General features: G+C 56.3%; 24 protein-coding genes and 1 tRNA gene. 11 read left to right on the forward strand and 14 right to left on the reverse strand.

The genetic code is table 11. The features are described 5' to 3' along the window. The first annotated feature begins 1 nt into the window (after position 1). A complete protein-coding gene (locus tag SYN8016DRAFT_RS06330; protein ID WP_006853502.1) occupies positions 2-592 on the forward strand; it encodes an HdeD family acid-resistance protein in 591 nt (196 codons plus the stop codon). 52 nt (positions 593-644) lie between these two features. Here SYN8016DRAFT_RS06330 and SYN8016DRAFT_RS06335 read toward each other — a convergent pair whose 3' ends face one another. The 4 genes from SYN8016DRAFT_RS06335 to SYN8016DRAFT_RS06350 form a co-directional block, all read right to left on the reverse strand. Next, the gene (locus SYN8016DRAFT_RS06335; protein ID WP_006853503.1) at positions 645-1,052 is read right to left on the reverse strand and encodes an AbrB family transcriptional regulator; all 408 of its coding nucleotides are present in this window, start codon (positions 1,050-1,052) and stop codon (positions 645-647) included. Between the two features lie 96 nt (positions 1,053-1,148). Beyond that, positions 1,149-1,751, reverse strand: a complete 603-nt coding sequence (locus SYN8016DRAFT_RS06340; protein ID WP_006853504.1) for a cytochrome c oxidase subunit 3 — start codon at positions 1,749-1,751, stop codon at positions 1,149-1,151. Then, positions 1,748-3,412: a cytochrome c oxidase subunit I gene (gene ctaD / locus SYN8016DRAFT_RS06345; protein ID WP_006853505.1), complete on the reverse strand. Its 1,665-nt coding sequence runs from the start codon at positions 3,410-3,412 to the stop codon at positions 1,748-1,750. Before ctaD ends, SYN8016DRAFT_RS06340 begins: the two co-directional genes overlap by 4 nt. Then, positions 3,409-4,233: a cytochrome c oxidase subunit II gene (locus SYN8016DRAFT_RS06350; protein ID WP_006853506.1), complete on the reverse strand. Its 825-nt coding sequence runs from the start codon at positions 4,231-4,233 to the stop codon at positions 3,409-3,411. Before SYN8016DRAFT_RS06350 ends, ctaD begins: the two co-directional genes overlap by 4 nt. Before the next feature lie 229 nt (positions 4,234-4,462). Here SYN8016DRAFT_RS06350 and SYN8016DRAFT_RS06355 point away from each other — a divergent pair, with 229 nt between their 5' ends. The 7 genes from SYN8016DRAFT_RS06355 to SYN8016DRAFT_RS14465 are packed head-to-tail and all read left to right on the forward strand — an operon-like array spanning position 4,463 to position 9,712. Beyond that, positions 4,463-5,395 (forward strand): heme A synthase, encoded by a 933-nt coding sequence (locus SYN8016DRAFT_RS06355; RefSeq protein WP_006853507.1) that lies wholly within the window; start codon positions 4,463-4,465, stop codon positions 5,393-5,395. Positions 5,396-5,414: 19 nt separating this feature from the next. Then, complete coding sequence (locus SYN8016DRAFT_RS06360; RefSeq protein WP_371212440.1) at positions 5,415-6,398, forward strand: heme o synthase; 984 nt, start codon at positions 5,415-5,417, stop codon at positions 6,396-6,398. A 29-nt stretch (positions 6,399-6,427) separates the two neighbouring features. Then, a complete protein-coding gene (locus tag SYN8016DRAFT_RS06365) occupies positions 6,428-7,441 on the forward strand; it encodes a daunorubicin resistance protein DrrA family ABC transporter ATP-binding protein (protein ID WP_006853509.1) in 1,014 nt (337 codons plus the stop codon). 39 nt (positions 7,442-7,480) lie between these two features. Then, the gene (locus SYN8016DRAFT_RS06370) at positions 7,481-8,338 is read left to right on the forward strand and encodes an ABC transporter permease (RefSeq protein ID WP_006853510.1); all 858 of its coding nucleotides are present in this window, start codon (positions 7,481-7,483) and stop codon (positions 8,336-8,338) included. 4 nt (positions 8,339-8,342) lie between these two features. After that, positions 8,343-8,804 carry a hypothetical protein gene (locus SYN8016DRAFT_RS06375; protein ID WP_006853511.1) on the forward strand — a complete coding sequence of 154 codons (462 nt, stop codon included), beginning with the start codon at positions 8,343-8,345 and terminating at the stop codon, positions 8,802-8,804. A gap of 5 nt (positions 8,805-8,809) precedes the next feature. After that, a complete protein-coding gene (locus tag SYN8016DRAFT_RS06380) occupies positions 8,810-9,511 on the forward strand; it encodes an N-acetylmannosamine-6-phosphate 2-epimerase (protein ID WP_006853512.1) in 702 nt (233 codons plus the stop codon). Between the two features lie 18 nt (positions 9,512-9,529). After that, on the forward strand, positions 9,530-9,712 hold the full coding sequence (locus SYN8016DRAFT_RS14465; protein ID WP_006853513.1) for a hypothetical protein: 183 nt from the start codon (positions 9,530-9,532) through the stop codon (positions 9,710-9,712). A 33-nt stretch (positions 9,713-9,745) separates the two neighbouring features. On the opposite strand, the gene groL is transcribed toward SYN8016DRAFT_RS14465, so the two are convergent. Next, entirely contained in the window at positions 9,746-11,407 is a 1,662-nt protein-coding gene (gene groL / locus SYN8016DRAFT_RS06385; RefSeq protein ID WP_006853514.1) for a chaperonin GroEL, read from the reverse strand. A gap of 118 nt (positions 11,408-11,525) precedes the next feature. On the opposite strand from groL, the gene SYN8016DRAFT_RS15530 reads away from it, so the two are divergent. Then, entirely contained in the window at positions 11,526-11,702 is a 177-nt protein-coding gene (locus SYN8016DRAFT_RS15530; protein WP_006853515.1) for a hypothetical protein, read from the forward strand. A gap of 3 nt (positions 11,703-11,705) precedes the next feature. On the opposite strand, the gene fabG is transcribed toward SYN8016DRAFT_RS15530, so the two are convergent. From fabG to SYN8016DRAFT_RS06405, 3 genes are all read right to left on the reverse strand, one after another. After that, positions 11,706-12,458, reverse strand: a complete 753-nt coding sequence (fabG, locus tag SYN8016DRAFT_RS06395; protein ID WP_038013882.1) for a 3-oxoacyl-[acyl-carrier-protein] reductase — start codon at positions 12,456-12,458, stop codon at positions 11,706-11,708. A gap of 63 nt (positions 12,459-12,521) precedes the next feature. Further along, entirely contained in the window at positions 12,522-13,628 is a 1,107-nt protein-coding gene (locus SYN8016DRAFT_RS06400) for a TrkA family potassium uptake protein (protein WP_006853517.1), read from the reverse strand. Further along, positions 13,625-14,458 (reverse strand): ADP-heptose--LPS heptosyltransferase, encoded by an 834-nt coding sequence (locus SYN8016DRAFT_RS06405; protein ID WP_006853518.1) that lies wholly within the window; start codon positions 14,456-14,458, stop codon positions 13,625-13,627. The genes SYN8016DRAFT_RS06400 and SYN8016DRAFT_RS06405 overlap by 4 nt, the downstream gene beginning before the upstream one ends. Positions 14,459-14,530: 72 nt before the next feature. Here SYN8016DRAFT_RS06405 and ispD point away from each other — a divergent pair, with 72 nt between their 5' ends. Further along, on the forward strand, positions 14,531-15,208 hold the full coding sequence (ispD, locus tag SYN8016DRAFT_RS06410; RefSeq protein WP_038013884.1) for a 2-C-methyl-D-erythritol 4-phosphate cytidylyltransferase: 678 nt from the start codon (positions 14,531-14,533) through the stop codon (positions 15,206-15,208). Here the strand turns inward: ispD and SYN8016DRAFT_RS06415 are convergent. Both SYN8016DRAFT_RS06415 and SYN8016DRAFT_RS06420 read right to left on the reverse strand, forming a co-directional pair. After that, entirely contained in the window at positions 15,168-16,100 is a 933-nt protein-coding gene (locus tag SYN8016DRAFT_RS06415) for an LD-carboxypeptidase (RefSeq protein ID WP_006853520.1), read from the reverse strand. The genes ispD and SYN8016DRAFT_RS06415 overlap by 41 nt on opposite strands. After that, positions 16,100-16,987, reverse strand: coding sequence for a 4-hydroxybenzoate polyprenyltransferase (locus SYN8016DRAFT_RS06420; RefSeq protein ID WP_006853521.1), 888 nt, complete (start codon positions 16,985-16,987; stop codon positions 16,100-16,102). The genes SYN8016DRAFT_RS06415 and SYN8016DRAFT_RS06420 overlap by 1 nt, the downstream gene beginning before the upstream one ends. 101 nt (positions 16,988-17,088) lie before the next feature. Here SYN8016DRAFT_RS06420 and SYN8016DRAFT_RS06425 point away from each other — a divergent pair, with 101 nt between their 5' ends. Then, complete coding sequence (locus SYN8016DRAFT_RS06425) at positions 17,089-18,699, forward strand: Ppx/GppA phosphatase family protein (protein WP_006853522.1); 1,611 nt, start codon at positions 17,089-17,091, stop codon at positions 18,697-18,699. On the opposite strand, the gene SYN8016DRAFT_RS06430 is transcribed toward SYN8016DRAFT_RS06425, so the two are convergent. The 4 genes from SYN8016DRAFT_RS06430 to lgt all read right to left on the reverse strand — a co-directional run bounded on the left by SYN8016DRAFT_RS06430 (position 18,683) and on the right by lgt (position 21,332). Further along, entirely contained in the window at positions 18,683-19,492 is an 810-nt protein-coding gene (locus SYN8016DRAFT_RS06430; RefSeq protein ID WP_006853523.1) for a helix-turn-helix domain-containing protein, read from the reverse strand. The two genes, SYN8016DRAFT_RS06425 and SYN8016DRAFT_RS06430, sit on opposite strands and share 17 nt — an antisense overlap. Positions 19,493-19,602: 110 nt before the next feature. Next, positions 19,603-19,674 (reverse strand) — tRNA-Val (locus SYN8016DRAFT_RS06435). 39 nt (positions 19,675-19,713) lie between these two features. Then, complete coding sequence (gene cobM, locus SYN8016DRAFT_RS06440) at positions 19,714-20,469, reverse strand: precorrin-4 C(11)-methyltransferase (protein ID WP_006853524.1); 756 nt, start codon at positions 20,467-20,469, stop codon at positions 19,714-19,716. Then, entirely contained in the window at positions 20,466-21,332 is an 867-nt protein-coding gene (gene lgt, locus SYN8016DRAFT_RS06445; RefSeq protein WP_006853525.1) for a prolipoprotein diacylglyceryl transferase, read from the reverse strand. The genes cobM and lgt overlap by 4 nt, the downstream gene beginning before the upstream one ends. Positions 21,333-21,335: the final 3 nt, after the last annotated feature.

Consider the following 21,335-nt stretch of genomic DNA (forward strand, 5'->3'; position numbering starts at 1 on the left):
CATGACCGCTGACGATCGTCCCGATTCCCTTGGGACTTTTAAAGCTTTCGCCATCGCTGAAGGCATTCTGCTGATCATCTTGGGTGTCCTCGCCCTGGTCTTTCCAGTGCTTGCATCCGTATGGGTCACCGGAGTGATCGCCGTTGTCTTTCTCGTTGGAGGCGTCGTGGGGTGGATCAGCAATCTGGCCCGTTCCAAACGCATGGGCCGCTGGATTTGCTTCTGGCGTTTAGTTGTCTCCACCCTGTTCATCGTTGCGGGTGCATCGATGATCAGCAATTTCCGAAGTCCGGCAGACGCGGCGGAACAGGTCGCAACGCTGTCTCTCGCCATCGGCATCGTCTTTCTTGTCGAGGGCGTTGTGGCCTTTTTTAACGGCCTTTCTCACAGCAACCGTCCTGGAGCGGGCTGGGCCGTTGCCAACGGCGTGATCACCTTCATCCTTGGCTTGCTGATCGTGACCCTGAAGTTCTGGGGCTTGCTTTGGGTGCTGGGCGTCCTTGTGGGCATCAGCTTCCTGTTCAGCGGCATCGATCTGATTGCCTTGAGCTCCACCATTCACAACGATCAAGATCCACCAGCTGCTGCGTGATCACCACGCAGCCAGGCTCTTTAGACCAGTGAGCGAAAGGGCCCGGGTTTGATCAACCTGGGTCTTTTTTTGCAGCTTGATCAGCACTAACCTCTGCAACCTTGAGCTCCTCGTTGTTCATTGGCAGAAGCCAGATGGAACGGGAGTCTTGACGCAATTCAATCCGAAACTCTTGGCCGGGTTCTAGGCCAAGGCGACGGGTGTAGGCATGACCGATCAGCAGATTTCCATTGCCGTGAACCCGGGTCTTGAATTCGGCTTGGCGACCTCTCGTTCCACCCCCACCACCAGAACTGGAGGAGGGAAGCTTGTAGCCCTTCGCTTCCACTAGGGCTTTGTAAAAGCCCTTGCGTAGAACGCGACCACTGGGGCCGACATACCCGCATCCACGGGCAATTTCGTCTTCAGAGCGATTGCTGAGTGACCGGGCCCTGTTCAGCAATTCCTGGCCAGTGAGCATCTAACTCAAGAAATTTGATTTAATTCTGACCATAACGCTCATACCAAGCAACAAAAGTATCGAAATAACATGAGAGGCAAGAGCGACCAAGCTGGCTCAGATGAGATAGAGAATCACAAATAAGACCACCCAGATGCCGTCAACGAAGTGCCAATAGAGCTCTGCGGCTTCCAAGGGGAAGTGATTATCAGCGCTGACGCGTCCCTCAGGAGTCCGACATTGCCACCACACGATCAAAATCATCAGTGCGCCCAGGGTCACATGCAACCCATGGAAGCCAGTGAGAGCGTAGAAAGTGCTGGCATACAGGTTGTCAGTCAAGCCAAATGGCAAGGTGAAATACTCCACCATCTGACTCACCAAAAAGGCCAAGCCCAGAGCTGCCGTCAGCAGTAACCAGCTTCTGCAACGTTGCATCTCACTTCGGCGCAGATTGACACCAGCTCGATGGAAGGTGGCGCTACTGACAAGCAGGAGAATGGTGTTCAGGGTTGGAAGCGGAAGTTCCAACTCATAGACAGCACCAGGCAGGAGAGGATTAACAGCCTTAAACGTGAGATAGGCAGCGAAAAAGCCTGCAAATGTCATCGCGTCAGCCACCAAGAAGGTGGCTAGGCCAAACATGCGGTGGTCGGGATGGCTTTCTTCGTGATGCTCCTGAATCTCAACAACTTGGTCTTGGGGGGAAAGGGAAGTCATCGGCCGCTGCTCCATAAATCACTGCCACTGGCGTCTTTCAAGTCGATCTTGTCCGCTGGGATTCCATATCCATAGGGGTGAGTGACCAAAGGAGGCTCACCTTTCCAGTTCTCTATAGGAGGCGGAGAGCTGGTCAACCATTCAGGGGTCAAGGCCCGCCAAGGGTTGTCTCCAGCAATTTGACCTGATCGTGCACTCACGAACACGTTCCAGAGGAAGGGCAAGGTGCTGAGGGCCATCAGCAGGGCGCCAACACTGCTGATCTGATTCACAAACGCAAATTGGGGGTCGTATTCAGCAACACGCCTGGGCATGCCGTTGAGGCCCAGCCAATGCTGGGGAGCAAAGCAAAGATTGAATCCAATAAACGTCAACAAGAAATGAAAACGTCCGAGGTTTTCATCCAGCATCCTCCCCGTGACTTTTGGAAACCAGTGATACACAGACGCGAAGATCACAAAAACCGAACCCCCATACACGATGTAGTGGAAGTGAGCGACCACGAAATAGGTGTCATGAACATGAACGTCAAAAGGCACTTGCGCAAGCGCTACACCAGTAATCCCGCCTAACACAAAGTTGATAATAAAACCGCAAGAGAAAAGAACAGCGCTATTAAGACTGATTTTTCCTCCCCACAAAGTGGCTAACCAGTTAAAGAATTTAATTCCAGTGGGAACGGCAATAAAGGCCGTGGCAATGGTGAAAAACAGGCGCATCCATGGAGGCGTGCCGCTGGTAAACATGTGATGGGCCCAAACAACAAGCCCAAGAACCACGATTGCCATAATCGAATACACCATCGTTGTGTACCCAAAAAGAGGCTTCCGGCAATGAATCGGAAGGATTTCACTCACCAAACCAAAGGCAGGCAACACCATGATGTAGACGGCTGGATGCGAGTAAAACCAGAAGAGGTGTTGATAAACAACCACGTTTCCACCCATGCCTGGATTAAAGAATCCCGTATGAGCAACGATATCGAAGCTCAGAAGAATCAAGGTACCTGCGAGAACGGGCGTGGATAAAACAACGAGAATGCTCGTTCCAAGCATGGCCCAGCAGTACATCGGCAATTGCATCAGCTTTAATCCAGGCCGACGCAATTTCAGAATGGTGGCAATGAAATTAATTCCGCCAAAGATGGAACTTCCCCCAAGCAATAGAACGCTCAGGATCCAAATAATCTGGCCACTCGCAGGAGTCGTCAGACTAAGGGGTGGATAGGCTGTCCAGCCTGACTGTGCTGCACCGGTAATAAAATAACTGGTGATCAGAAGTAGACCAGCAGGGGGAATCAACCAAAAAGCAACAGCATTCAGCCTTGGGAAAGCCATGTCCCTGGCCCCCACATAGAACGGAATCAGATAATTGCCAAACGCACCATTCACCACCGGGACGATCCAGAGAAAGATCATCACAGTGCCGTGCAGGGTAAGGACCTGGTTGTAAACATCCCGGGGCATAAAATCGGCTACCGGGCTTGTCAGCTCTGTGCGAATAGCGCCAGCCAGGGCACCACCAATCAGGTAAAAAGCAAAGCCACACACCAAATATTGAAGCCCGATCACTTTGTGATCGACGCTAAAACTGAGGTAGCGAAGCCACCCAGTTGGTTGCAAGGAGGGGGGTTTGCTTTGCTGGGGAAGAGTAAGTGTCATGCCTCAGATACAGGGAGCTTGCGATTGGCTTGGAACCAGGCGTCGTAGTCGTCGGCCGACTCAACCACCACTGTGGAGCGCATTCCACCGTGATAAGGGCCGCAAAGTTCTGCGCAAACCACTGGGTAACGCCCTGGACGGGTGGGAGTGAAATTGAGCAAGGTTGGCTGGCCTGGAATGATGTCCTGCTTGAGCCTGAATTCTGGAACCCAGAATGCATGGATCACATCTTTAGCCTCCATTTTCAATGAAATAGGTCGTCCTGATGGAACATGCAATTCTCCAGAAATAATGTCGCCTTCGGGATAGTGGAAGAGGAAGGCAAATTGCATCGCCGTGACCTCAACAGGAAGAGGGGCTCCTGCCATTTCAGAACCCGCTTGCATCGCCCCTGCTGTGCCAATTCCTCCCCAAACCCTTTCTTCTGCGACTTGAGAGTCACCGTGGCCCCCATGACCAAGGGGAACCATTCCCCCCATTCGTTCGTAGATGTCGTAGCTGAATAAACCCACGAACAGGACAACGATGGCTGGGACAGCCGTCCAAAAAATCTCCAGCGGCAAATTGCCTTCCAGTGCAATCCCGTCACCAATCTGTCCAGCTTTGCGGCGGAAACGAACAAGGCTGAATACCACCAGCCCAACGATTCCTACAAACAAAATCGTACCGATGCTGAACAGAACACGAAACAGTTCGTCGTAAATGGGTGCATTGACGCTGGCATCAACAGGAAGAAGGTTGATGTTTTGGCCAATCCACAATCCACCCAGCACAAGGATCATTCCCAGCACAAGAGTGAGAATCGCCGAGGGGATAGGCACGAAACTCCTGGTACATGTCTCTTAAGACTATGGAGATCCCGAGCCTTCTTCATGCCGTGATTGTTAAAGCAGCCTGTAGTTCCTGCTAACAGAGCTGTTTCAGGGCGTTGTTGTCAGCAAAGGGAGATGTTGGCGCCCATAAAAATGTCGGAGACCTGTAAATAGCGTGCCGCTTCAGATCAGATCGCTAGTTTCCAAAAATAAACCGCGTGATTAGGAGGGACAGTCGTTGACTTCATCGGCAACAGTTCCGATTCGTTTGCGCCTGGCGCAACTCGCTGCTCACCTGGTCGTAGCTCTGATTGCCCTGGTGGTGATTGGAGGAGCAACCCGTGTCATGGAGGCCGGGCTGGCCTGTCCTGATTGGCCTCTCTGTTACGGGAGCCTTCTGCCTGGACGCCAGATGAACCTCAAGGTGTTCTTGGAGTGGTTCCACCGCCTAGATGCCTTTGTTGTAGGCGTCGCCCTGCTCGTCCAGCTCGGTGCCGCCTGGTTCTGGAGGAAGGAATTGCCGCGTTGGTTCCTGCCTCTGTCCTTCCTTTTGGTCCTGTTAGTGGTTCTTCAGGGAGGCCTCGGGGCCCTAACCGTGCTTCAACTGCTTCCCTCAGCGGTGGTGACAGCCCATCTCGTTCTGGCGTTGACCCTGGTCATAGTGATGAGCGGACTCACCCAAAGGCTGCTGCACACCGGATCCAAAGATGCTGCCGCCCCTCGTTGGTGGCCCTTTCTTGGCGGAATCAGCCTGGCAGCCGTTTCAGGCCAATGCCTGCTCGGAGGGCGGATGGCCAGCTCATGGGCGGCCCAACGTTGCTTGCAGGAAGGTCAGTCCTGCCAATGGCTTCATTGGCATCGCAGTGCCGCAACCCCAGCAGCGATTTGCGTCCTGCTGTTCGTTGCAACAGCTCTGATCGCCGGCGGCTGGGCTCGTCAGCAATGGCCCCTCCTGATCACAGCCACTCTGCTGGTCTCAACCCAAATCGGTTTGGGAGTTCTCACCTTGCGGCTTGGTCTGAGCCAACCAGCGGTGACGGTGGGTCATCAACTCGTTGCCTGTCTGCTCGTGGCCGTCCTCGCAGCTCTCACATGGAGACGCCCGTCAGCACCCGACTCCCCTCTCACGATCGCTCGCGATTCTTCAACCCTGGAGCCCTGTCATGGCTAGTTCAGCTTCCGTTGCTCCAATGCCCCCATCCCTCACCAGGGATGAGGTGGTGCCATCTCGCAAGAGAATCAAACTTCCCCCCTGGCTTGAGGTTGCCAAACCGAGGCTGATCCCACTCCTGCTCGCCACCACCTTGGGAGGAATGGCTCTCACCGAAGGCTGGCCCCTCTCATCACCACGGCTGGCCTGCACCCTTGGTGGTGGTGCATTGGCCGCTGCCGCCGCTGGCGTTCTCAACTGTTTGTGGGAGCAGGAGCTGGATGGACGCATGCTGCGCACGAGCGGCCGAGCCCTTCCCTCTGGGCGGTTGTCTCCATCCGCGGCGTTTGTTGGTGCGGTGTCCTGCACGCTTGCTGCAGCGGCGCTTCTCGTCAGTGGCGTGAACTGTCTTGCAGCTGGACTGTCTCTCCTAGGACTCTGCAGCTATGTCTTGCTTTACACCGCGCTTCTGAAGCCCCGCACCACACAAAACATTGTGGTTGGCGGTGTTGCTGGTGCCATCCCACCCCTGGTCGGAGCGGCTGCAGCAACAGGCCACATAGGCCTGAGCGGATGGTGGCTATTCGCGCTTGTGATGGTGTGGACTCCAGCCCATTTCTGGGCACTTGCCCTGCTTTTGCATGACGACTATCGAGCCGTCGGCATTCCCATGCTCCCTGTCGTCAAGGGGCCATTGGTCACCACGAGGGCGATTCGACGCTATGGATGGGCCACCATCTTGCTCAGCTTTTTGGGCATTTGGGCCCTACCGGAAGGTGGTGCCTTGTATGGGCTCTTGATCCTTCCCTTCAACGGTCGCCTTCTGCAGATGGTGGAGCGCCTGGCTGCGGAACCCAACAACAGAGATCGCGCCAAGGGATTGTTTCGTTGGTCAATCCTTTATCTGTTCGGAATCTGTTTGTTGCTTGTCATGAGCCGAATGTCTGGTTCCGCTCAGTTTGATCTGCAAGTCAGGACCGTCGTTGACATCCTCGCGGGCGGATTTCTTCCTGTCGCTTCCTAGATTCTTAACTCTCGCTTTTGGACGGTTCCATGTCCCTGATCGTGCTCGATCACCTGGAAAAGTCTTACGGGACGATTCCAGCGCTCAGGGACTTGAGCTTGCAAGTCCCTGAAGGATGTCTGTATGGGCTGCTCGGACCCAATGGTGCTGGCAAAACCACAACCCTGAGAATTCTTGCCACTCTTCTGGCTCCAGATCTTGGCGATGTCCGCATTGCTGGCCTCGATGGCTTGAAAGACCAACGCGAGATTCGACGGCTGATTGGATATGTCGCTCAAGAGGTGGCGATTGACAAAATCCTCACGGGGCGGGAGCTGCTTGCCCTTCAAGGCGACCTCTACCACTTACGACCCAAACAGAGGAACCAACGAATCGACGAACTGATCGAGATGTTGGGTATGGATCCCTGGATCGACCGGCGATGCGGCACCTATTCAGGGGGCATGCGTCGTCGCCTTGATCTTGCGGCAGGTCTCTTGCATCGCCCCCAACTGCTCATTCTCGATGAACCCACGGTCGGACTTGACATCGAAAGTCGAGCCGTGATCTGGAACGTGCTCCGGGACCTAAGAGATCAGGGAACAACGGTCTTGCTGAGCACCCATTACCTCGAAGAAGTGGAAGCACTCGCCGATCGAATGGCCATCATTGATGCCGGAACGGTGATCGCTGAAGGCACACCAAACGATCTCAAGAAACGTCTGGGAGGAGATCGCGTCACCTTGCGGGTGCGTGAGTTCAGCAACGAGCAGGAAGCAGAGACGATTCGTGACCTCCTCGAACCCCTTGATGGCATTCAGAACATTGTGATTAATCGCTCGCAGGGCCACTCCCTCAACCTTGTGGTGGATGGGGAACAGGTTCTTCCTCGCCTTCGCCTTTGTTTGGAAGAAGCAGGGCTTCCCGTCTTTGCCCTTGCCCAAAGCAGACCCAGTCTTGACGACGTTTACCTTCAGGCCACAGGACGCACCCTGATGGACGCCGAGCTGGCCATTGCTGGGCAGCGTGATCCCAAGCAAGAACGCAAGCAAGCCATGCGCTAACCGCCTGCTTCCACCTCCAGATTTCCATCAGTGCTCCCCATGACCACTCCCCATCTGCAGATTGATGCCAATCAAGCGTCCTCCCGAGGAGCTTTGACAGAGCTGATCCAGGAAACGTCGGCTTTGACGCGTCGCCTGTTCGTGCAGCTCAAACGGCGTCCCTCCACGCTGATTGCCGGTGTTCTGCAGCCACTGATCTGGTTGATTTTATTTGGGGCTTTGTTCTCTAAGGCCCCCGAGGGGCTGCTACCCGGCGGCATGAGCTACGGGCGTTTTCTCGGGGCTGGAGTGATTGTTTTCACAGCGTTTAGCGGTGCACTCAATGCCGGACTTCCGGTCATGTTTGACCGCGAATTTGGATTTCTCAACCGACTTCTTGTGGCGCCATTAAGAAGTCGAAGCTCCATTGTTTTCGCTTCGGTGATTTACATCACCACATTGAGCCTCGTGCAGAGTTTGGCGATCATGCTCACAGCGGCCTTACTCGGCTATGGATGGCCTGGAGCTGGTGGGCTCCTGCTTGTTCTGTTCACCCTGCTGCTGTTGGTTTTTGCCGTAACGGCCTTAAGTCTCGGTTTGGCTTTTGCCTTGCCTGGTCACATTGAGTTGATTGCGGTGATTTTTGTCGCCAATCTGCCGCTGCTATTTGCAAGCACCGCATTGGCACCTCTGAGCTTTATGCCTGTGTGGATGGGCTGGCTAGCGGCCCTAAATCCCCTTACCTTCGCGATAGAACCCATTCGAGCCGCCTATGCAGGCCCTCTCGATCTTTCGGTGGTTCTTTTGGACGCACCCTATGGACCCGTCACTGGACAGACCTGCCTGTTGGTCCTGACCGTGCTCACCGTGGGGCTGTTTCTTCTCATCCGCCCACTGCTCAATCGCAAACTCTCTTGATTCCGTGTCTGTTTCTTCGTTTCAGCCCCTGAACCCCCGCCAACTAGACCTGCAACGTCGCTTGCTGGTCGCCAATGAATTAAGAGAAGCCTCCCTTATCGCGCAATTGGAACTGCAGTGGGTGCACCGCTATGGGGTGACCTCTCTTCCCAAACGGTCGGATGAAGCCTCCCTGGAGGCTCTCCCCTCAGCTCAGAGTCCAGAGGTGGAAGTAGAGGAGGAGCCAAAGATCCAAGGCCTCTCTCTCGTGAGCGATCAAACGGTCGAAACAGAAACACCAGCTCTGCACGTCGCACCCCTTCCGAGTCCCTCGCAAGCTGACGAGGCTGAGGGGATGGAAGACCTGGCTGATCGTTCTTCCAATCCGCCCCTTGCCATTGCGCCTCCTCCGTTTGCCCGCGGTGCGCAGCGCTTTCGTCGCTGGATGGTGGCATCCTCAGCAGTCCAAGATCTGCAGGCATCCTGAGGACGATGTCCATCCCATCCCGCGCCCAACTGAAGGGTGGCCTGATCGTGTCCGTTCAGGCTCCGGAAGGATCACCCATGCGGCATCCCGATGTGATTGCGGCCATGGCTGAAGCCAGTCTTCGCAACGGAGCCACTGGGGTTCGCCTGGAGAGCCCAGAGCACATCGGAGCTGTACGCAACCGCTGTCCTAACGCTTTGATCATTGGCTTATGGAAGCGAACGCTCCCGCAGAGCTCCGTCTACATCACGCCTCGTTGGCAGGACATTCAAGCGGTCTGGGCAGCCGGTGCCGACGTCATCGCCCTTGATGCCACAGCGCGCCAAAGGCCAGAGCAGGAGGACCTCGCCGAGCTCATTCAACGATCGAAGAATGAATTAGGAGCTCCTCTCATGGCCGATGTGGACTCCATCGAAAACGGATTGATCGCAGCATCCCTGGGATGCAAATGGGTGGGCACCACTCTGTATGGATACACGGAGCAAACAGCACAACAAACTCCTCCGGGTTTCGGCTTGATCTCTCCTCTAAGGGATCAGCTTCCCGAGCAGGTGACGTTGATTTGCGAGGGGGGCATTAAGTCGCCTGATTCAGCGCTCAAATCGCTTGAACATGGAGCCGATCTTGTGGTCGTTGGCACGGCGATTACGGGCGTCGACCTTCAAGTGGCCGATTACTACAGGACCCTGAAAAGGCAGAATGAGTGAGTCTCACAAGACTCAGGCATGTTGCTGAAAGTTGCTTTTCCTGTCGTCCTCAGCGGAGCCTTCTTCGGTCTGCCCATCGCAGGGTTGCCGATGACAGAACTACAAGCTCTCAATCGAGAGCTGGGGAGACTGTGCAGCCATCCACCCCGGGAAGCCTTATCCGTGTGTCGCATCCACGCAAGGTTAGTGGGATCCCTCTAAGGGGATCCCACTAAAGGGATTCCACGGTGGGAATTACATCATTCCCATGCCGCCCATGCCGCCCATGGGATCCATGCCACCCATGCCGCCCATGGGGTCGCCACCGCCACCTGCAGGTGCAGGAGGCTCAGGCTTGTCTGCCACCACGACTTCAGTGGTCACCACCAGTGATGCAATCGAGACCGCGTCCTGCAGCGCAAGACGAACCACTTTGGATGCATCCAGAATCCCGGCACTCATCAGGTCTTCAAAGTTTCCGGTGAGAGCATTGAATCCCTGTCCGCTGTTGCGGACACGATCCACCACAACGTCACCGTTAGAACCTGCATTTTCAGCGATCTGACGCAGGGGAGCGCTCAGGGCACGCTGAACGATTTCGACCCCGGTCTTTTGATCACCCTCCAATCCTGAGGTCAGAGCATCGAGTTCTGCAGAGATATGCAGAAGGGTTGATCCACCTCCAGCAACAATGCCTTCCTCGACCGCTGCACGGGTGGCATTCAAAGCATCCTCAATGCGTAGCTTGCGGTTCTTGAGCTCCGTTTCTGTCGGGGCACCGACCTTAATGACGGCGACTCCTCCAGCGAGCTTGGCGATGCGCTCGTTGAGTTTCTCCTGGTCGTATTCCGAATCCGTGTTGTCGAGCTCACGCTTGATGGAGGCAACACGGGCGCTGACGGCATCTTTGCTGTCATCGCTCGCCACGATCGTGGTGCTGTCCTTGCTGATCGTGATCCGGCGTGCGCGGCCCAGGTCGTCCATCGTCACCTTGTCGAGGGTCATCGCCCTGTCTTCGCTGATCACTTGACCGCCGGTCAGCACAGCAATGTCAGCAAGCGCAGCCTTCCGGCGCTCGCCAAAGGATGGAGCACGCACTGCCGCCACCTGCAGCACCCCTCTGTTCTTGTTCACTACCAAGGTGGCAAGAGCTTCCCCATCCACTTCTTCGGCCAAGATCACCAGCGGTGAGCCCGATTTCTGAACCGTTTCCAACACGGGAACTAAATCGGTCACCGAGCTGATCTTGCGATCGGTGAGGAGCAGTAGCGCATTCTCAAATTCACAGATCTGGCGGTCACCATCGGTGACGAAATAGGGAGAGCTGTAGCCACGATCGAAGGCCATGCCCTCTGTGACTTCGAGCTCAGTGGCCAAAGACTTGGATTCCTCCACGGTGATCACACCGTCAAAGCTCACCCTGTCCATGGCCTCGGCAACCATGCGCCCCACCTCCTCATCACCGCCTGAGCTAACCGTGGCAACCTGGCGAATCGCATCGCCGCTCACGGACTGACTGCGCTGATTCAGGCTGGCGACCACCGCCGCCACAGCTTTTTCCATGCCTCGGCGAAGTTCGATCGGGCTGGCACCTGCGGCGGTGTTGCGAAGCCCCTCCTCAACCATCGCCTGGGCGAGCACGGTGGCAGTGGTGGTGCCATCGCCAGCTTTGTCCTTGGTCTTGGACGCCACCTGCTGGATCAGCTTGGCTCCGATGTTTTCGAACGGATCAGCAAGTTCGATTTCTTTGGCAATCGTGTCACCGTCATTGACGATGTCAGGTGCGCCGTAGGACTTCTCGAGCACCACGTTGCGGCCACGAGGTCCGATGGTGACCCGAACGGCATCGGCAAGGGCATTCATGCCTCTCTCGAGGGACTCACGTGATTCGTTCGAGAAGCTGAGAAGTTTGGCCATAGTGTCAGGAACCCGAGGGTCAATCCCTTCCAGCGTCTACGACCAACCGCTCCTCTCGGAAGTGGGGAAAGCCGAATCCATGGACCAACGGCGCAAAAGGTCTGGTTAAGGTTTGGACATGAAGGATTCCGGAGCGCTGTTCTTCGTTTTCATGGCTGCCATGGCGGCAACCATGACGTTGGTCTACGTGCCGCTTCGGATTTATCTCACGGCAACGGACCGCAGTCGCAGATTGAAGTTGCTTCAGCGCATTCGTCGCTTGAGAGAGGAGCTTGGGCAGCCCCTCCAAAGCTGATCCTCAACTCATAACCATCCCGCCATCCACCTGCAGCACCTGCCCGGTGATGTAAGCGGCCGCAGGATCGGCAGCTAAGAACCTCACGGCTCCAGCCACCTGATCAGGGGTCCCAAACCGGCCCAAAGGAATGGCAGCAAGGATGGCCTCGGCCTCAAGATCTTTCGTCATATCGGTGGCAATGAAGCCAGGTGCCACCGCATTCACCGTGATTCCACGGCTTGCCATCTCCTTGGCGCTACTTCGCGTCAGTCCCACCACACCGGCTTTGGCTGCTGCGTAATTCGCTTGACCGGCATTGCCCATCAGCCCAACCACCGAGGTGATGTTGATGATGCGACCACTGCGCTGCTTCAACATGGGGCGTGTCACAGCCCGCGTGCACAGAAAGACTCCGGTGAGATTGAGATTGATCACCGCCTGCCAATCCTCGGTTTTCATCCTCATCAACAGGCCGTCGCGCGTAATCCCCGCGTTATTCACCAGGACGTCGATGCGTTCACTGCGCTTCAACACCGTTTTCATCAAGTCATCCACCGAAGCCTCGTCGGCCACGTCGGCCTGGAGGGCATAGGCGGAGCCGCCCTTGGCCTGAATTTCAGCAACCACCGCCTCCGCCGCATCGGGTGAACTGGCGTAATTCACCACCACTTCTGCGCCCTCAGCGGCCAAAGCCAAGGCCACTGCGCGACCGATGCCACGACTTGCACCGGTAACAAGGGCGGTTTGACCGTCAAGAGAAGCGGATGAATCCATGAACGCTTTTTTTACGATCGTGTGATCGTAGGGATCATTAGCCCTTTCAGTCATCAAAGCCAGCTAGACGCCCCGCATGGTCTCAATCGTGTCGATGGCATCACCCAGCAGATTGCGGAATAACTCCAATTGCTTCTGGCTGCCCATCACCACAAGAAGTTGACCAGGGCCAAGCCGTTCTTCCCCGCTGGGATTTCCCTTTAATGCGCTCCCGTCACGGATGGCCAGCACCATGGCCCCACTGCGCCGACCGAGCTGGAGCTCCGACAAGCTCTTGCTGGCTAAGTGACCCACAAGCAAGGGATCACGACTTAACCGAAATTCTTCAATTTCAAATTCCGACCCAGACAACAGATCCATAAAGTCCACAGCCAAAGGCCTCAGCGCTGTTGCTGCCATCACCCTGCCCCCAGCGACATAGGGACTCACCACAACCGTGGCTCCCGCCAGTTCAAGCTTGGCTGCCGCTTCTTCGCTATCGGCCCGAGCAATAAGCCGGCATCCAGGCTCCAAGCCTCGAGCGCTGAGCGTGACGTACAGATTGGCAGCATCGCTAGGCAAGGCCGCCACCAGGCTTCGACAACGATGAAGTCCAGCCTCTAGGAGCGTTTCATCGAGGGTGGCATCGGCCTGGAGCACAGGCAAACCACGCTCCTCTGCCGCCAGACGGCGAGCAGAATCCAACTCCACAACAAGCACGGGAACGGTTTCCAAGAGCAGCTGTTCAGCAATCTCCCGGCCAATGCGGCCATACCCGCAAAGAATCACATGGTTATGCATACGCCGTAGGTTTCGGCGAAACCTCAACTCCCGCAACTGACGGAAGTATCCGGATTCTGTCAGGCCGAGAATCTTTTGAATCGAGAGCTGCACCACCACGATGCCCCCAGCCACGATCAAAACGGTCACCAGCCGTCCGGCCTGGGAGAGGGGCTCCACTTCTCCATAACCGATGGTGCTGATCGTGATCAGAACCATCCACAAGCAATCACCCCAGTCCCACCCCTCCGTGATCCGATAACCAATCGCACCGCCCATGATCACGATGGCGAGGGCTAGGACGGGTAAAAGCCATGGCCTTGCCAGCTGGCGTAGCTGAGGCCGATAAAACTGAACGGAATAGGGCTGAAGCCGACGGCGTTGTTGCGACCTCCGTCGTGGCTTCTTCATCCGAAGCCCATCGCCTCCAACACATCCGCTTCTGAGAGTGAGCGGAGATCGTCATTGCCGAGATGCCGAATCACATCCCGCTCTGGCAGTTGATCGTCAGCCAGTCCGAGGGCCACTAAAGGAACCCCGCAAAATGTTGCCAACAGACTGGTCACAGGACAACTGGTCAACACCACGTCGGCACAGGCAATCTGCGCGGCTCTCTCGGAAAGCGAGCTCTCATCTCCGAGATGGATGGTTCGCAACCCAGGAAGCTTGGCTTTGATCGTGAGCGGTAATTGTTTCCAGCGTTCTGAGGGCCAGTCTCCCGCCATGGCCGTTGGTTGAAGCATTAAGAGAGGACCATCTCCCTGCGGCTGCCGTTCGCGAGCCTGGCTCATCAGCGCGGCAGGCAAACTGATCCGAAAGGCTGCGGCATCCAAGCTGAGACCAAGCGGAGCCAGAAATCCAGAGAGGCGCTGCGCACTCCAGCCCTCAGCCTGGCTCGCTGTAGCAGTAGAGGCAAATCCAGCCTCTGCAACCCGCGTCGGGATATGGCTCATGGACAGCATCAGGTTGACCTGACGTCCGTCCGCAAAATTGAGGCATACCTGGAAATCAGGTTCTCGGACGGAGCCAAGGAGATTGGCCCAATCGGCCATGGTCTGAGCTGCAGAAAAATCAAAGGGAATGATTTTTTCAACCGACGGCAGCAACGTCCACAGCGCTCGGTAAGCAGGGGAACAGGCCACCTGAATCGAAGCTCCAAGCGCGTTGGCACAGGCTGCTATGGCAGGCATACGCTCAAGCTGCTGTTGAGCTGTTCCTGGGCTTAAAACGAGAACGCGCATGAAACAACAGCACAAAGGGTGCGAGCTGATTGTATGGAGGCCGTTTCAGGTTGCTGGGAACAGGAGTCGCTTATGCATCTGTTGATCGCAGCCGCTGGTAGTGGGCGGCGGATGGGAGCGACCCGCAACAAGCTGCTGCTGCCGCTGTCTGGACAACCCGTGCTGGCATGGACGCTGCAGGCAGCCCTCGCAGCTGAGACGATCCATTGGATCGGAATCATTGGTCAGGAGATTGACCGGTCCGAGATTCTCGATCTCGTGGGAGGCGCTCCCAAACCCGTCGTTTGGATTGCCGGCGGAGACAGTCGTCAAGAGTCAGTGGAACGAGGGCTGGCCGGCCTGCCAACCGCAGCCAAGCATGTGCTCATCCATGACGGGGCCCGCTGTCTGGCCACACCAGACCTGTTTAACCGCTGTGCAGAAGCCGTTCGCGGCGGCCAGGCTGTGATTGCGGCGACCCCTGTCACCGACACGATCAAAAAGGTCGACGAATCAGGCTTGATCACAGCAACCCCAAATCGAGCAGAGCTGTGGGCGGCCCAGACTCCGCAAGCTTTTTCAGTGGATGAACTCCGCCAGGGTCATCGCGAAGCCCGAGCGAATGGCTGGACTGTTACCGATGACGCCTCCCTTTATGAGCGTTTGGGATGGCCAGTCAACGTGCTTGATGCTGGTCCCTCCAACATCAAAGTGACCACCCCTTTTGATCTCACTGTGGCTGCAGCCGTGCTGGCCGAACGCCAGGGTTAGCGCCCACGCGCAAGACCCCCTGATCTCCATCGAGGGTCGCGATCGCGCCCACCGGCAAGGCTGCATTTCCCCCCGGACCATGCCCCACCAGCAGGTTCCCCACCACAGGAATCCCTAAATCATCGCTCCGCTCTCGCAACACCTCTTCCAAGCTGAAGCCAGCAGAGCCGGAGGCGTCATCGCAATCCAGAAATCGACCGAAGCCAAGACCGGCGAGCGATTGGAGCAGACCTGCTAATCGCCACTGCGTGAGCATGCGATCAAGGCGATAGGGAGCTTCGCCGATGTCTTCAATCACCAACACAACGCCACGCAGATCCGGAAGGAAAGGGCTCCCGATCAAATGGGACGCCACCGTTAAATTCAGGGTCAATAACGGGCCAACAGCCACGCCTCCCCGCCAGGGAACCCCTTGAAGATCCGGCAGGGCGTGGCCAAAGAGCAGATCATGCAAACGCTGCTGACTCCACTCGGGTTCATCGGCGAGGGTTGTGATTAAGGGCCCATGGACGCCCCCGCACACACCAGCCGCCATACGAGCGCAGAGCAGTGCGGTCACATCCGAGAAGCCCAGCAACCATCCAGGCTGCCAAGCGAAAGGCTGCTCCAAAAGTCTGGCTGCTCCCCAGCCGCCGCGTGCACAGGCCAAGAGGGCGGCATTGGGAACCGCTTGAAAATCACGAAGACGTTCCTCATCCCGTCCCGCCAGATAGCCCCAGCGCCGTTGGCTGATGACATCCGGACGGATTCGCAATCCCCAGCTGTCCAGAATCGAGATCCCCCGCCGAAGGTTGTCTGTGTTGTCAAGCGCAGAGCTGGCGGCCACCACGGCCACCTCATCTCCCGATTGAAGAGGGAAAAGCAACACGTCAGAGCCGTCTGTGCTGTGCATCAGCCCAGCCGCCCGAGAACGAGACCCAACAACAGCAACGCGCCCAAGCGCACCTGCTGACTGAAATGAAGGCCATACATAGACATGGATTGTTGCTGGACACTTTTGAGGGCTCGCGTTGCACGTTGCATCCCAAAGGCCACCACCAGCCAGAACGGCCAGAAAATAACTCCGATTCCGGCAAAGGCGGCGGCAACAGCCAGGGCCAGCATCGAGAGCGCATAGGTGACAGCCACGACGCGCAAGACGGACGGACCGAGGCTCAGTGCGCTGCTGTTTAACGCCATCCGGGCGTCATCCGGACGATCCGCCATCGCATACACCGTGTCAAAGGAGAACGTCCACAGCAAGGTGGCAAGCCAACAACCTGCCAAGGGCCAACCGCCATTGAGATCGCCGGTTTGAGCGGCCCAAGGGATCAACACCGCGAAGCCCCAGCACAAGGCCAGGACTGCCTGGGGGTAGGCGAACCAACGCTTGGCAGAGGGGTAGATCAAGATCGGCGGCAGGGCGAAACACGCCAACACAAGGCAGAGGTTGCGCACGGAAGCCGGCAAGCTCAGCACCACGCTCAAACTGATGATCAACAGCACGATCAACACAACAACGGCCTGGACAACGCTCAAACTTCCTTGCGCAAGCGGACGCTGCTTCGTGCGTTCCACAAAGCGGTCGATGCGTCGATCCCATAAATCATTGGCGATGCAACCCGCTCCACTCACCGCCAGGCCGCCGAGCACGATCAAGAGCACAAGGGCTGGAGAGGGCGGGGCATTCGGCGTGAGCCAGAGACTCCAGCCGGCTGGGATCAGCAAAATCAGTCTTCCGCTGGGTTTGTTCCAACGCAACAGGGCCACCCATGGAGCCAGGGTTTGACGAAACAACATGCGCTTAGCGGAGCTGACTGACAAAAAGAACTCCGGCTTGGAAACCTTAAACAGAGCTTCTCGCTGTCTGCTTGAGGCAGAGTGGAAGGGCTTTCAGCGCGGTGCGTGAAGTGACAGCAGGGCCGAGCTTTCAAAACGGTCGAGCCTTGCGGAAGATTGCCGCAATCGATATCGGCACCAATTCCACCCACCTCTTGGTGGCCTCTGTCGATCCGGAGCTGCGAACCTTCAGCATCGAGTTAGCGGAGAAATCCACCACACGGTTGGGGGAACGAGACCCCGAAACCGGCAATCTCTCCGAGGCCGCCATCGAACGCGGGCTCGAAGCGCTTCGTCGCTTTCGCGAGCTCGCCCTGAGTCATCAGGTTGAACAGATCGTGACCGCAGCCACCAGCGCGGTGCGAGAGGCCCCGAATGGTCGGGACTTTTTGCAGGCGATTCAAGAGCAGCTCGAGCTCGAAGTTGATCTCGTGAGTGGCCCAGAAGAAGCCCGCTTGATCTACCTAGGGGTGCTCTCAGGCATGCCTTTTGGAGACTGTCCGCATCTTGTGCTGGACATCGGAGGCGGCTCCACAGAGTTGATTCTTGCGGATGGTCGTGATGCTCGAGCACTCACCAGTACAAGGGTTGGCGCGGTACGACTCCAACGTGATTTCATCCAAGATGACCCGATGCCCCGGCAGCGTCGGACCTTCCTGGAAGCCTTCATCCAAGGGTCTCTAGAACCTGCCGTCAACAAAGTGCTGCGCAGGATCACCCCTGAAGAAACACCCGTGATGGTGGCCACCAGTGGCACCGCAATGGCCATCGGAGCCCTAGCCGCCAGTGAGGAGGATCGTCCACCGCTGAAGCTTCACGGTTATCGCGTCAGCAAACAACGGCTCGACCGGGTGGTTGATCGCTTGGTGGTGATGACACCGGAGCAACGCAAAGGGTTGTCACCCATCAATGATCGACGCGCAGAAATTATCGTTCCAGGGGCCTTGATTCTTCAAACCAGCATGCAGATGTTGGGAGCGAAAGAGCTGGTTCTGAGTGAGCGAGCGCTTCGCGAAGGCCTGATCGTTGATTGGATGTTGCGTCACGGCCTTCTGGAAGACCGTTTCAGCTTTCAAAGCAGCATCCGACAGCGCACCGTGATCCACCAGGTGCAGCGTTTTGCCGTGAATCAAGCGCGAGCCGAGCGTGTGGCCTCCCATGCCCTCACTCTTTATGACAACACCAAAGACCATCTCCACCGTGATGATGGCTCAGGCCGAGACTTGCTTTGGGCCGCCGCGATGCTTCACGCCTGCGGGCAACACATCAATCTCAGCGCTTATCACAAGCACTCCTGGTATCTGATTCGCCATGGAGAACTGCTTGGCTATTCAGAAGCGGAGCACTTAATGGTGGCTGCCATCGCGCGCTATCACCGCCGCAGCCTTCCCAAAAAGAGGCATGAATCCTGGCAAGCGCTGCAAAGCCGTGAAAATCGACGCACCGTCTCAGAGATGGCCTTACTGCTCAGGCTGGCGGTTGCCCTCGATCGACGTCCAGAGCCGGTGGTCAAAACCTTGGGGGTCCACGTCCAAAACGAAGATCTAGTCCTGGAGCTCGTCGGAGAACAGGCTGATCAGAATCTGAGTGTGGAGCAGTGGAGCTTGGAAAGCTGTGCCCCCATTTTGAAGGAGGTCACCGGATTGAACCTCAAGCTCAAGGTTCAGGGGTGAGGGGATACCAACGCAACTGATCGATGTTGCCCAAGGCCCTCGGTGAGCCATCCCCGTAGCGCAACCGAACCAAATCGGGTCGTCCCGCGAAGACTTCAAGCCCCTGATCGCCCTCAAACCGTTTGAGTTCGCTCAGAGTGCCCTCAAAGAGCACCTCTCCACTCCCATTGCGGACAGAGACCCAGCTCGGTTGTGAACTATCAAGGGCGACGGATCCTGGAGTGTTGTTATCGACGCCAACCGCCACGTCCACAGCTGAACCGTTGTCACTGGCTGCCATCGGCTGAGGCACAGGTTGCTCCGTTGCTGCCTCGCTGCTCACTGCTGCTGGTTGCTGACGGTTGCCGCGAAAAGCAATAGCGCTGATCGCTGTCACCCCAACGAGAAGCAAAGGAATGGCTGCATTCCTGATCCAGCGACCCATCTGTGCATCGTCCTGCTGGCCCTGGGGTGCATCGGCAGATCCGGAGCGTTCGTAACTGCCACGCTTTGCTGGCGCCCCCTTCGTCTCACGGAGCTGAGCTTGGAATTGTTGAACCAGAGGACCGGGATCCAATCCCAATTTCTGCGCGACTCGCCGCAGCATTCCGCAAATGAAGACGGGTTCTGGAAGATTGTCCCGATCCCCATTCTCTAAAGCTTCAAGCTGCTCTTTGCCCATGCGCAGCGAATCGGCAAAGGCTTGGCACGTTATCCCTTGACTTTCCCGCTCTTCCTTTAAGACACGGCCCAGTGAGACAAGTTCGTCCTGACGGAAATCTGAATGATCGATATCTTCCCTAACCTCAGCCATTCCATGGATTCACCGTTTAAAAATTTTAGTTGCGTTTCGCCAAAATGTCAGCCAGATCAATTGTTCACCCAATCAATGAGTGAGGTAATTTTGAAATTAAAGGGTTGAAATGGGCGATACTGGATTCGAACCAGTGACCCCTTCCGTGTGAAGGAAGTGCGCTACCACTGTGCTAATCGCCCCGAATGCAAATCTTAAACCACAACGGGGAAGCCTGATACTTAATGAGTAGGGCGAAACAGGTGATCATGATCTGGCGAGTAAAGCTTGGAGCGCTGCCGTCCTGCCTTTAGTGCTGGACTCACGACATAAAGAGTGGTGCGGATCAGATTTTGCTCGCGAGAGATCGCTGCCATGCGATCCAATGGGACGACTTGCAACCATTCATCAGACCAACTCACACGGTGACCAATAGCAACCGGTGTATCAGGCGAATAATGCTTCAACAATGTTGCTTGCACCTCTTCAACATGGCGAGCACTCAGATAGAGACAGAGCGATGCTTTGAGGCGGGCGAGATTCTCCAAACTCTCCGTTTCTGGAACCCCCGTGCGTCCACCGGCCCTCCCAAGAACAATGGTCTGGACAAGGCCAGGGATCGTGAGTTCAGCCCCTAAGGCCGAAGCGGTCGCCTGATAAGCGCTGATGCCTGGAACCACATCGACAGCAATACCAGCGTCGTTTAAACCACAAATTTGCTCTGAAAGAGCTCCATACAGGCAGGGATCACCATCATGAAGACGCACAACCTGGAGGCCCTTCTTCGCTCGATCAATCATCAGTGGAAGCACGTCTTCAAGCGTGAGGGTGCTACTTCGGATCTTTTCGCAATGATCAGGGGCTAAGGCCGCGATCTGAGGCGACACCAACGAATCTGTCCAGATCAAAACCTGAGCAGATTGCAAGCGATTCTCCGCACGGCGCGTAAGGAGATCAGGAGCTCCGGGCCCTGCACCGACAATCGACACTGTGGTCATGAAGTACCTGGTGTGCGCAAGCCTGGATCAGGCAATGACTTTCGTTTCCCGTATAGCCAAAACAAACCAAAGCCCGCAAGCAGCAGCAATGAGAGGCTCATCAACTGAGCAATCCTCAAGCCTCCATCGCAAAATGGTGGAACGCCTCCCAAGCAAAGCGGATCAATGCGCAGGCCCTCGATCCACACACGGCCAAGGCTGTAGCAGAGCAGATATATGCAACTCAAAGCGCCTGATGGGAGTGGAATCCGACCGCTCTTCCCCCATTGAAATAGCGTCATCAGCAAAATAAAAATCGCCAAATTCCAAATCGATTCGTAAAGGAATGTGGGATGAAAAAATTCTGAATCGGCAAAGATTGGCGGACGGCTTGAATAAGGAATGAACAATTTCCAAGGCAATTGGGTTGGAACCCCAAAGGCTTCTGAATTGAAAAAATTTCCCCAGCGACCGATTGTTTGGCCAAGAATGACCGATGGAACCAAAACATCGAGCAGGTCCCAAAAGGAAACTTTCCGCCAACGACAGAACAAAATCACGGAGATCGTGCCTCCAATCAATGCTCCATGAATTGCAATACCCCCTTGCCAAATCGCAAACATGTCCCACCAAGAATTTTGATAGGAGCGCCATTCAAAGGCGACATAGTAAAAACGCGCGCCGATGATGGCCGCCAACACAAGGATCGGCAAAAGGTCGCTAATCAATCCCGATTCGAGATTTCTCTGCTTAGCCAACCAGCTCGATAAATTGAGGCCAATCAGTACCGCCAGGGCAATAAGCAGGCCGTACCAGCGCAAAGTAAGAGGCCCGAGCTGAAAAAGCACGGGCCCAGGTGATGTGAAGACAGCGGGAATGATCACCTT

The sequence above is a fragment of the Synechococcus sp. WH 8016 genome (genome assembly GCF_000230675.1).
GTDB lineage: Bacteria > Cyanobacteriota > Cyanobacteriia > PCC-6307 > Cyanobiaceae > Synechococcus_C.

What these genes read in the sequence shown, in the direction of transcription:
- SYN8016DRAFT_RS06330 (WP_006853502.1), top strand. Translation starts at nt 2, where the DNA reads ATGACCGCTGACGATCGTCCCGATTCCCTTGGGACTTTTAAAGCTTTC.
- SYN8016DRAFT_RS06335 (WP_006853503.1), bottom strand. Translation starts at nt 1,052, where the DNA reads ATGCTCACTGGCCAGGAATTGCTGAACAGGGCCCGGTCACTCAGCAAT.
- SYN8016DRAFT_RS06340 (WP_006853504.1), bottom strand. Translation starts at nt 1,751, where the DNA reads ATGACTTCCCTTTCCCCCCAAGACCAAGTTGTTGAGATTCAGGAGCAT.
- ctaD (WP_006853505.1), bottom strand. Translation starts at nt 3,412, where the DNA reads ATGACACTTACTCTTCCCCAGCAAAGCAAACCCCCCTCCTTGCAACCA.
- SYN8016DRAFT_RS06360 (WP_371212440.1), top strand. Translation starts at nt 5,415, where the DNA reads ATGCCCCCATCCCTCACCAGGGATGAGGTGGTGCCATCTCGCAAGAGA.
- SYN8016DRAFT_RS06365 (WP_006853509.1), top strand. Translation starts at nt 6,428, where the DNA reads ATGTCCCTGATCGTGCTCGATCACCTGGAAAAGTCTTACGGGACGATT.
- SYN8016DRAFT_RS06370 (WP_006853510.1), top strand. Translation starts at nt 7,481, where the DNA reads ATGACCACTCCCCATCTGCAGATTGATGCCAATCAAGCGTCCTCCCGA.
- SYN8016DRAFT_RS06380 (WP_006853512.1), top strand. Translation starts at nt 8,810, where the DNA reads ATGTCCATCCCATCCCGCGCCCAACTGAAGGGTGGCCTGATCGTGTCC.
- SYN8016DRAFT_RS14465 (WP_006853513.1), top strand. Translation starts at nt 9,530, where the DNA reads ATGTTGCTGAAAGTTGCTTTTCCTGTCGTCCTCAGCGGAGCCTTCTTC.
- groL (WP_006853514.1), bottom strand. Translation starts at nt 11,407, where the DNA reads ATGGCCAAACTTCTCAGCTTCTCGAACGAATCACGTGAGTCCCTCGAG.
- SYN8016DRAFT_RS15530 (WP_006853515.1), top strand. Translation starts at nt 11,526, where the DNA reads ATGAAGGATTCCGGAGCGCTGTTCTTCGTTTTCATGGCTGCCATGGCG.
- fabG (WP_038013882.1), bottom strand. Translation starts at nt 12,458, where the DNA reads ATGGATTCATCCGCTTCTCTTGACGGTCAAACCGCCCTTGTTACCGGT.
- SYN8016DRAFT_RS06400 (WP_006853517.1), bottom strand. Translation starts at nt 13,628, where the DNA reads ATGAAGAAGCCACGACGGAGGTCGCAACAACGCCGTCGGCTTCAGCCC.
- SYN8016DRAFT_RS06405 (WP_006853518.1), bottom strand. Translation starts at nt 14,458, where the DNA reads ATGCGCGTTCTCGTTTTAAGCCCAGGAACAGCTCAACAGCAGCTTGAG.
- ispD (WP_038013884.1), top strand. Translation starts at nt 14,531, where the DNA reads ATGCATCTGTTGATCGCAGCCGCTGGTAGTGGGCGGCGGATGGGAGCG.
- SYN8016DRAFT_RS06415 (WP_006853520.1), bottom strand. Translation starts at nt 16,100, where the DNA reads ATGCACAGCACAGACGGCTCTGACGTGTTGCTTTTCCCTCTTCAATCG.
- SYN8016DRAFT_RS06420 (WP_006853521.1), bottom strand. Translation starts at nt 16,987, where the DNA reads ATGTTGTTTCGTCAAACCCTGGCTCCATGGGTGGCCCTGTTGCGTTGG.
- SYN8016DRAFT_RS06430 (WP_006853523.1), bottom strand. Translation starts at nt 19,492, where the DNA reads ATGGCTGAGGTTAGGGAAGATATCGATCATTCAGATTTCCGTCAGGAC.
- cobM (WP_006853524.1), bottom strand. Translation starts at nt 20,469, where the DNA reads ATGACCACAGTGTCGATTGTCGGTGCAGGGCCCGGAGCTCCTGATCTC.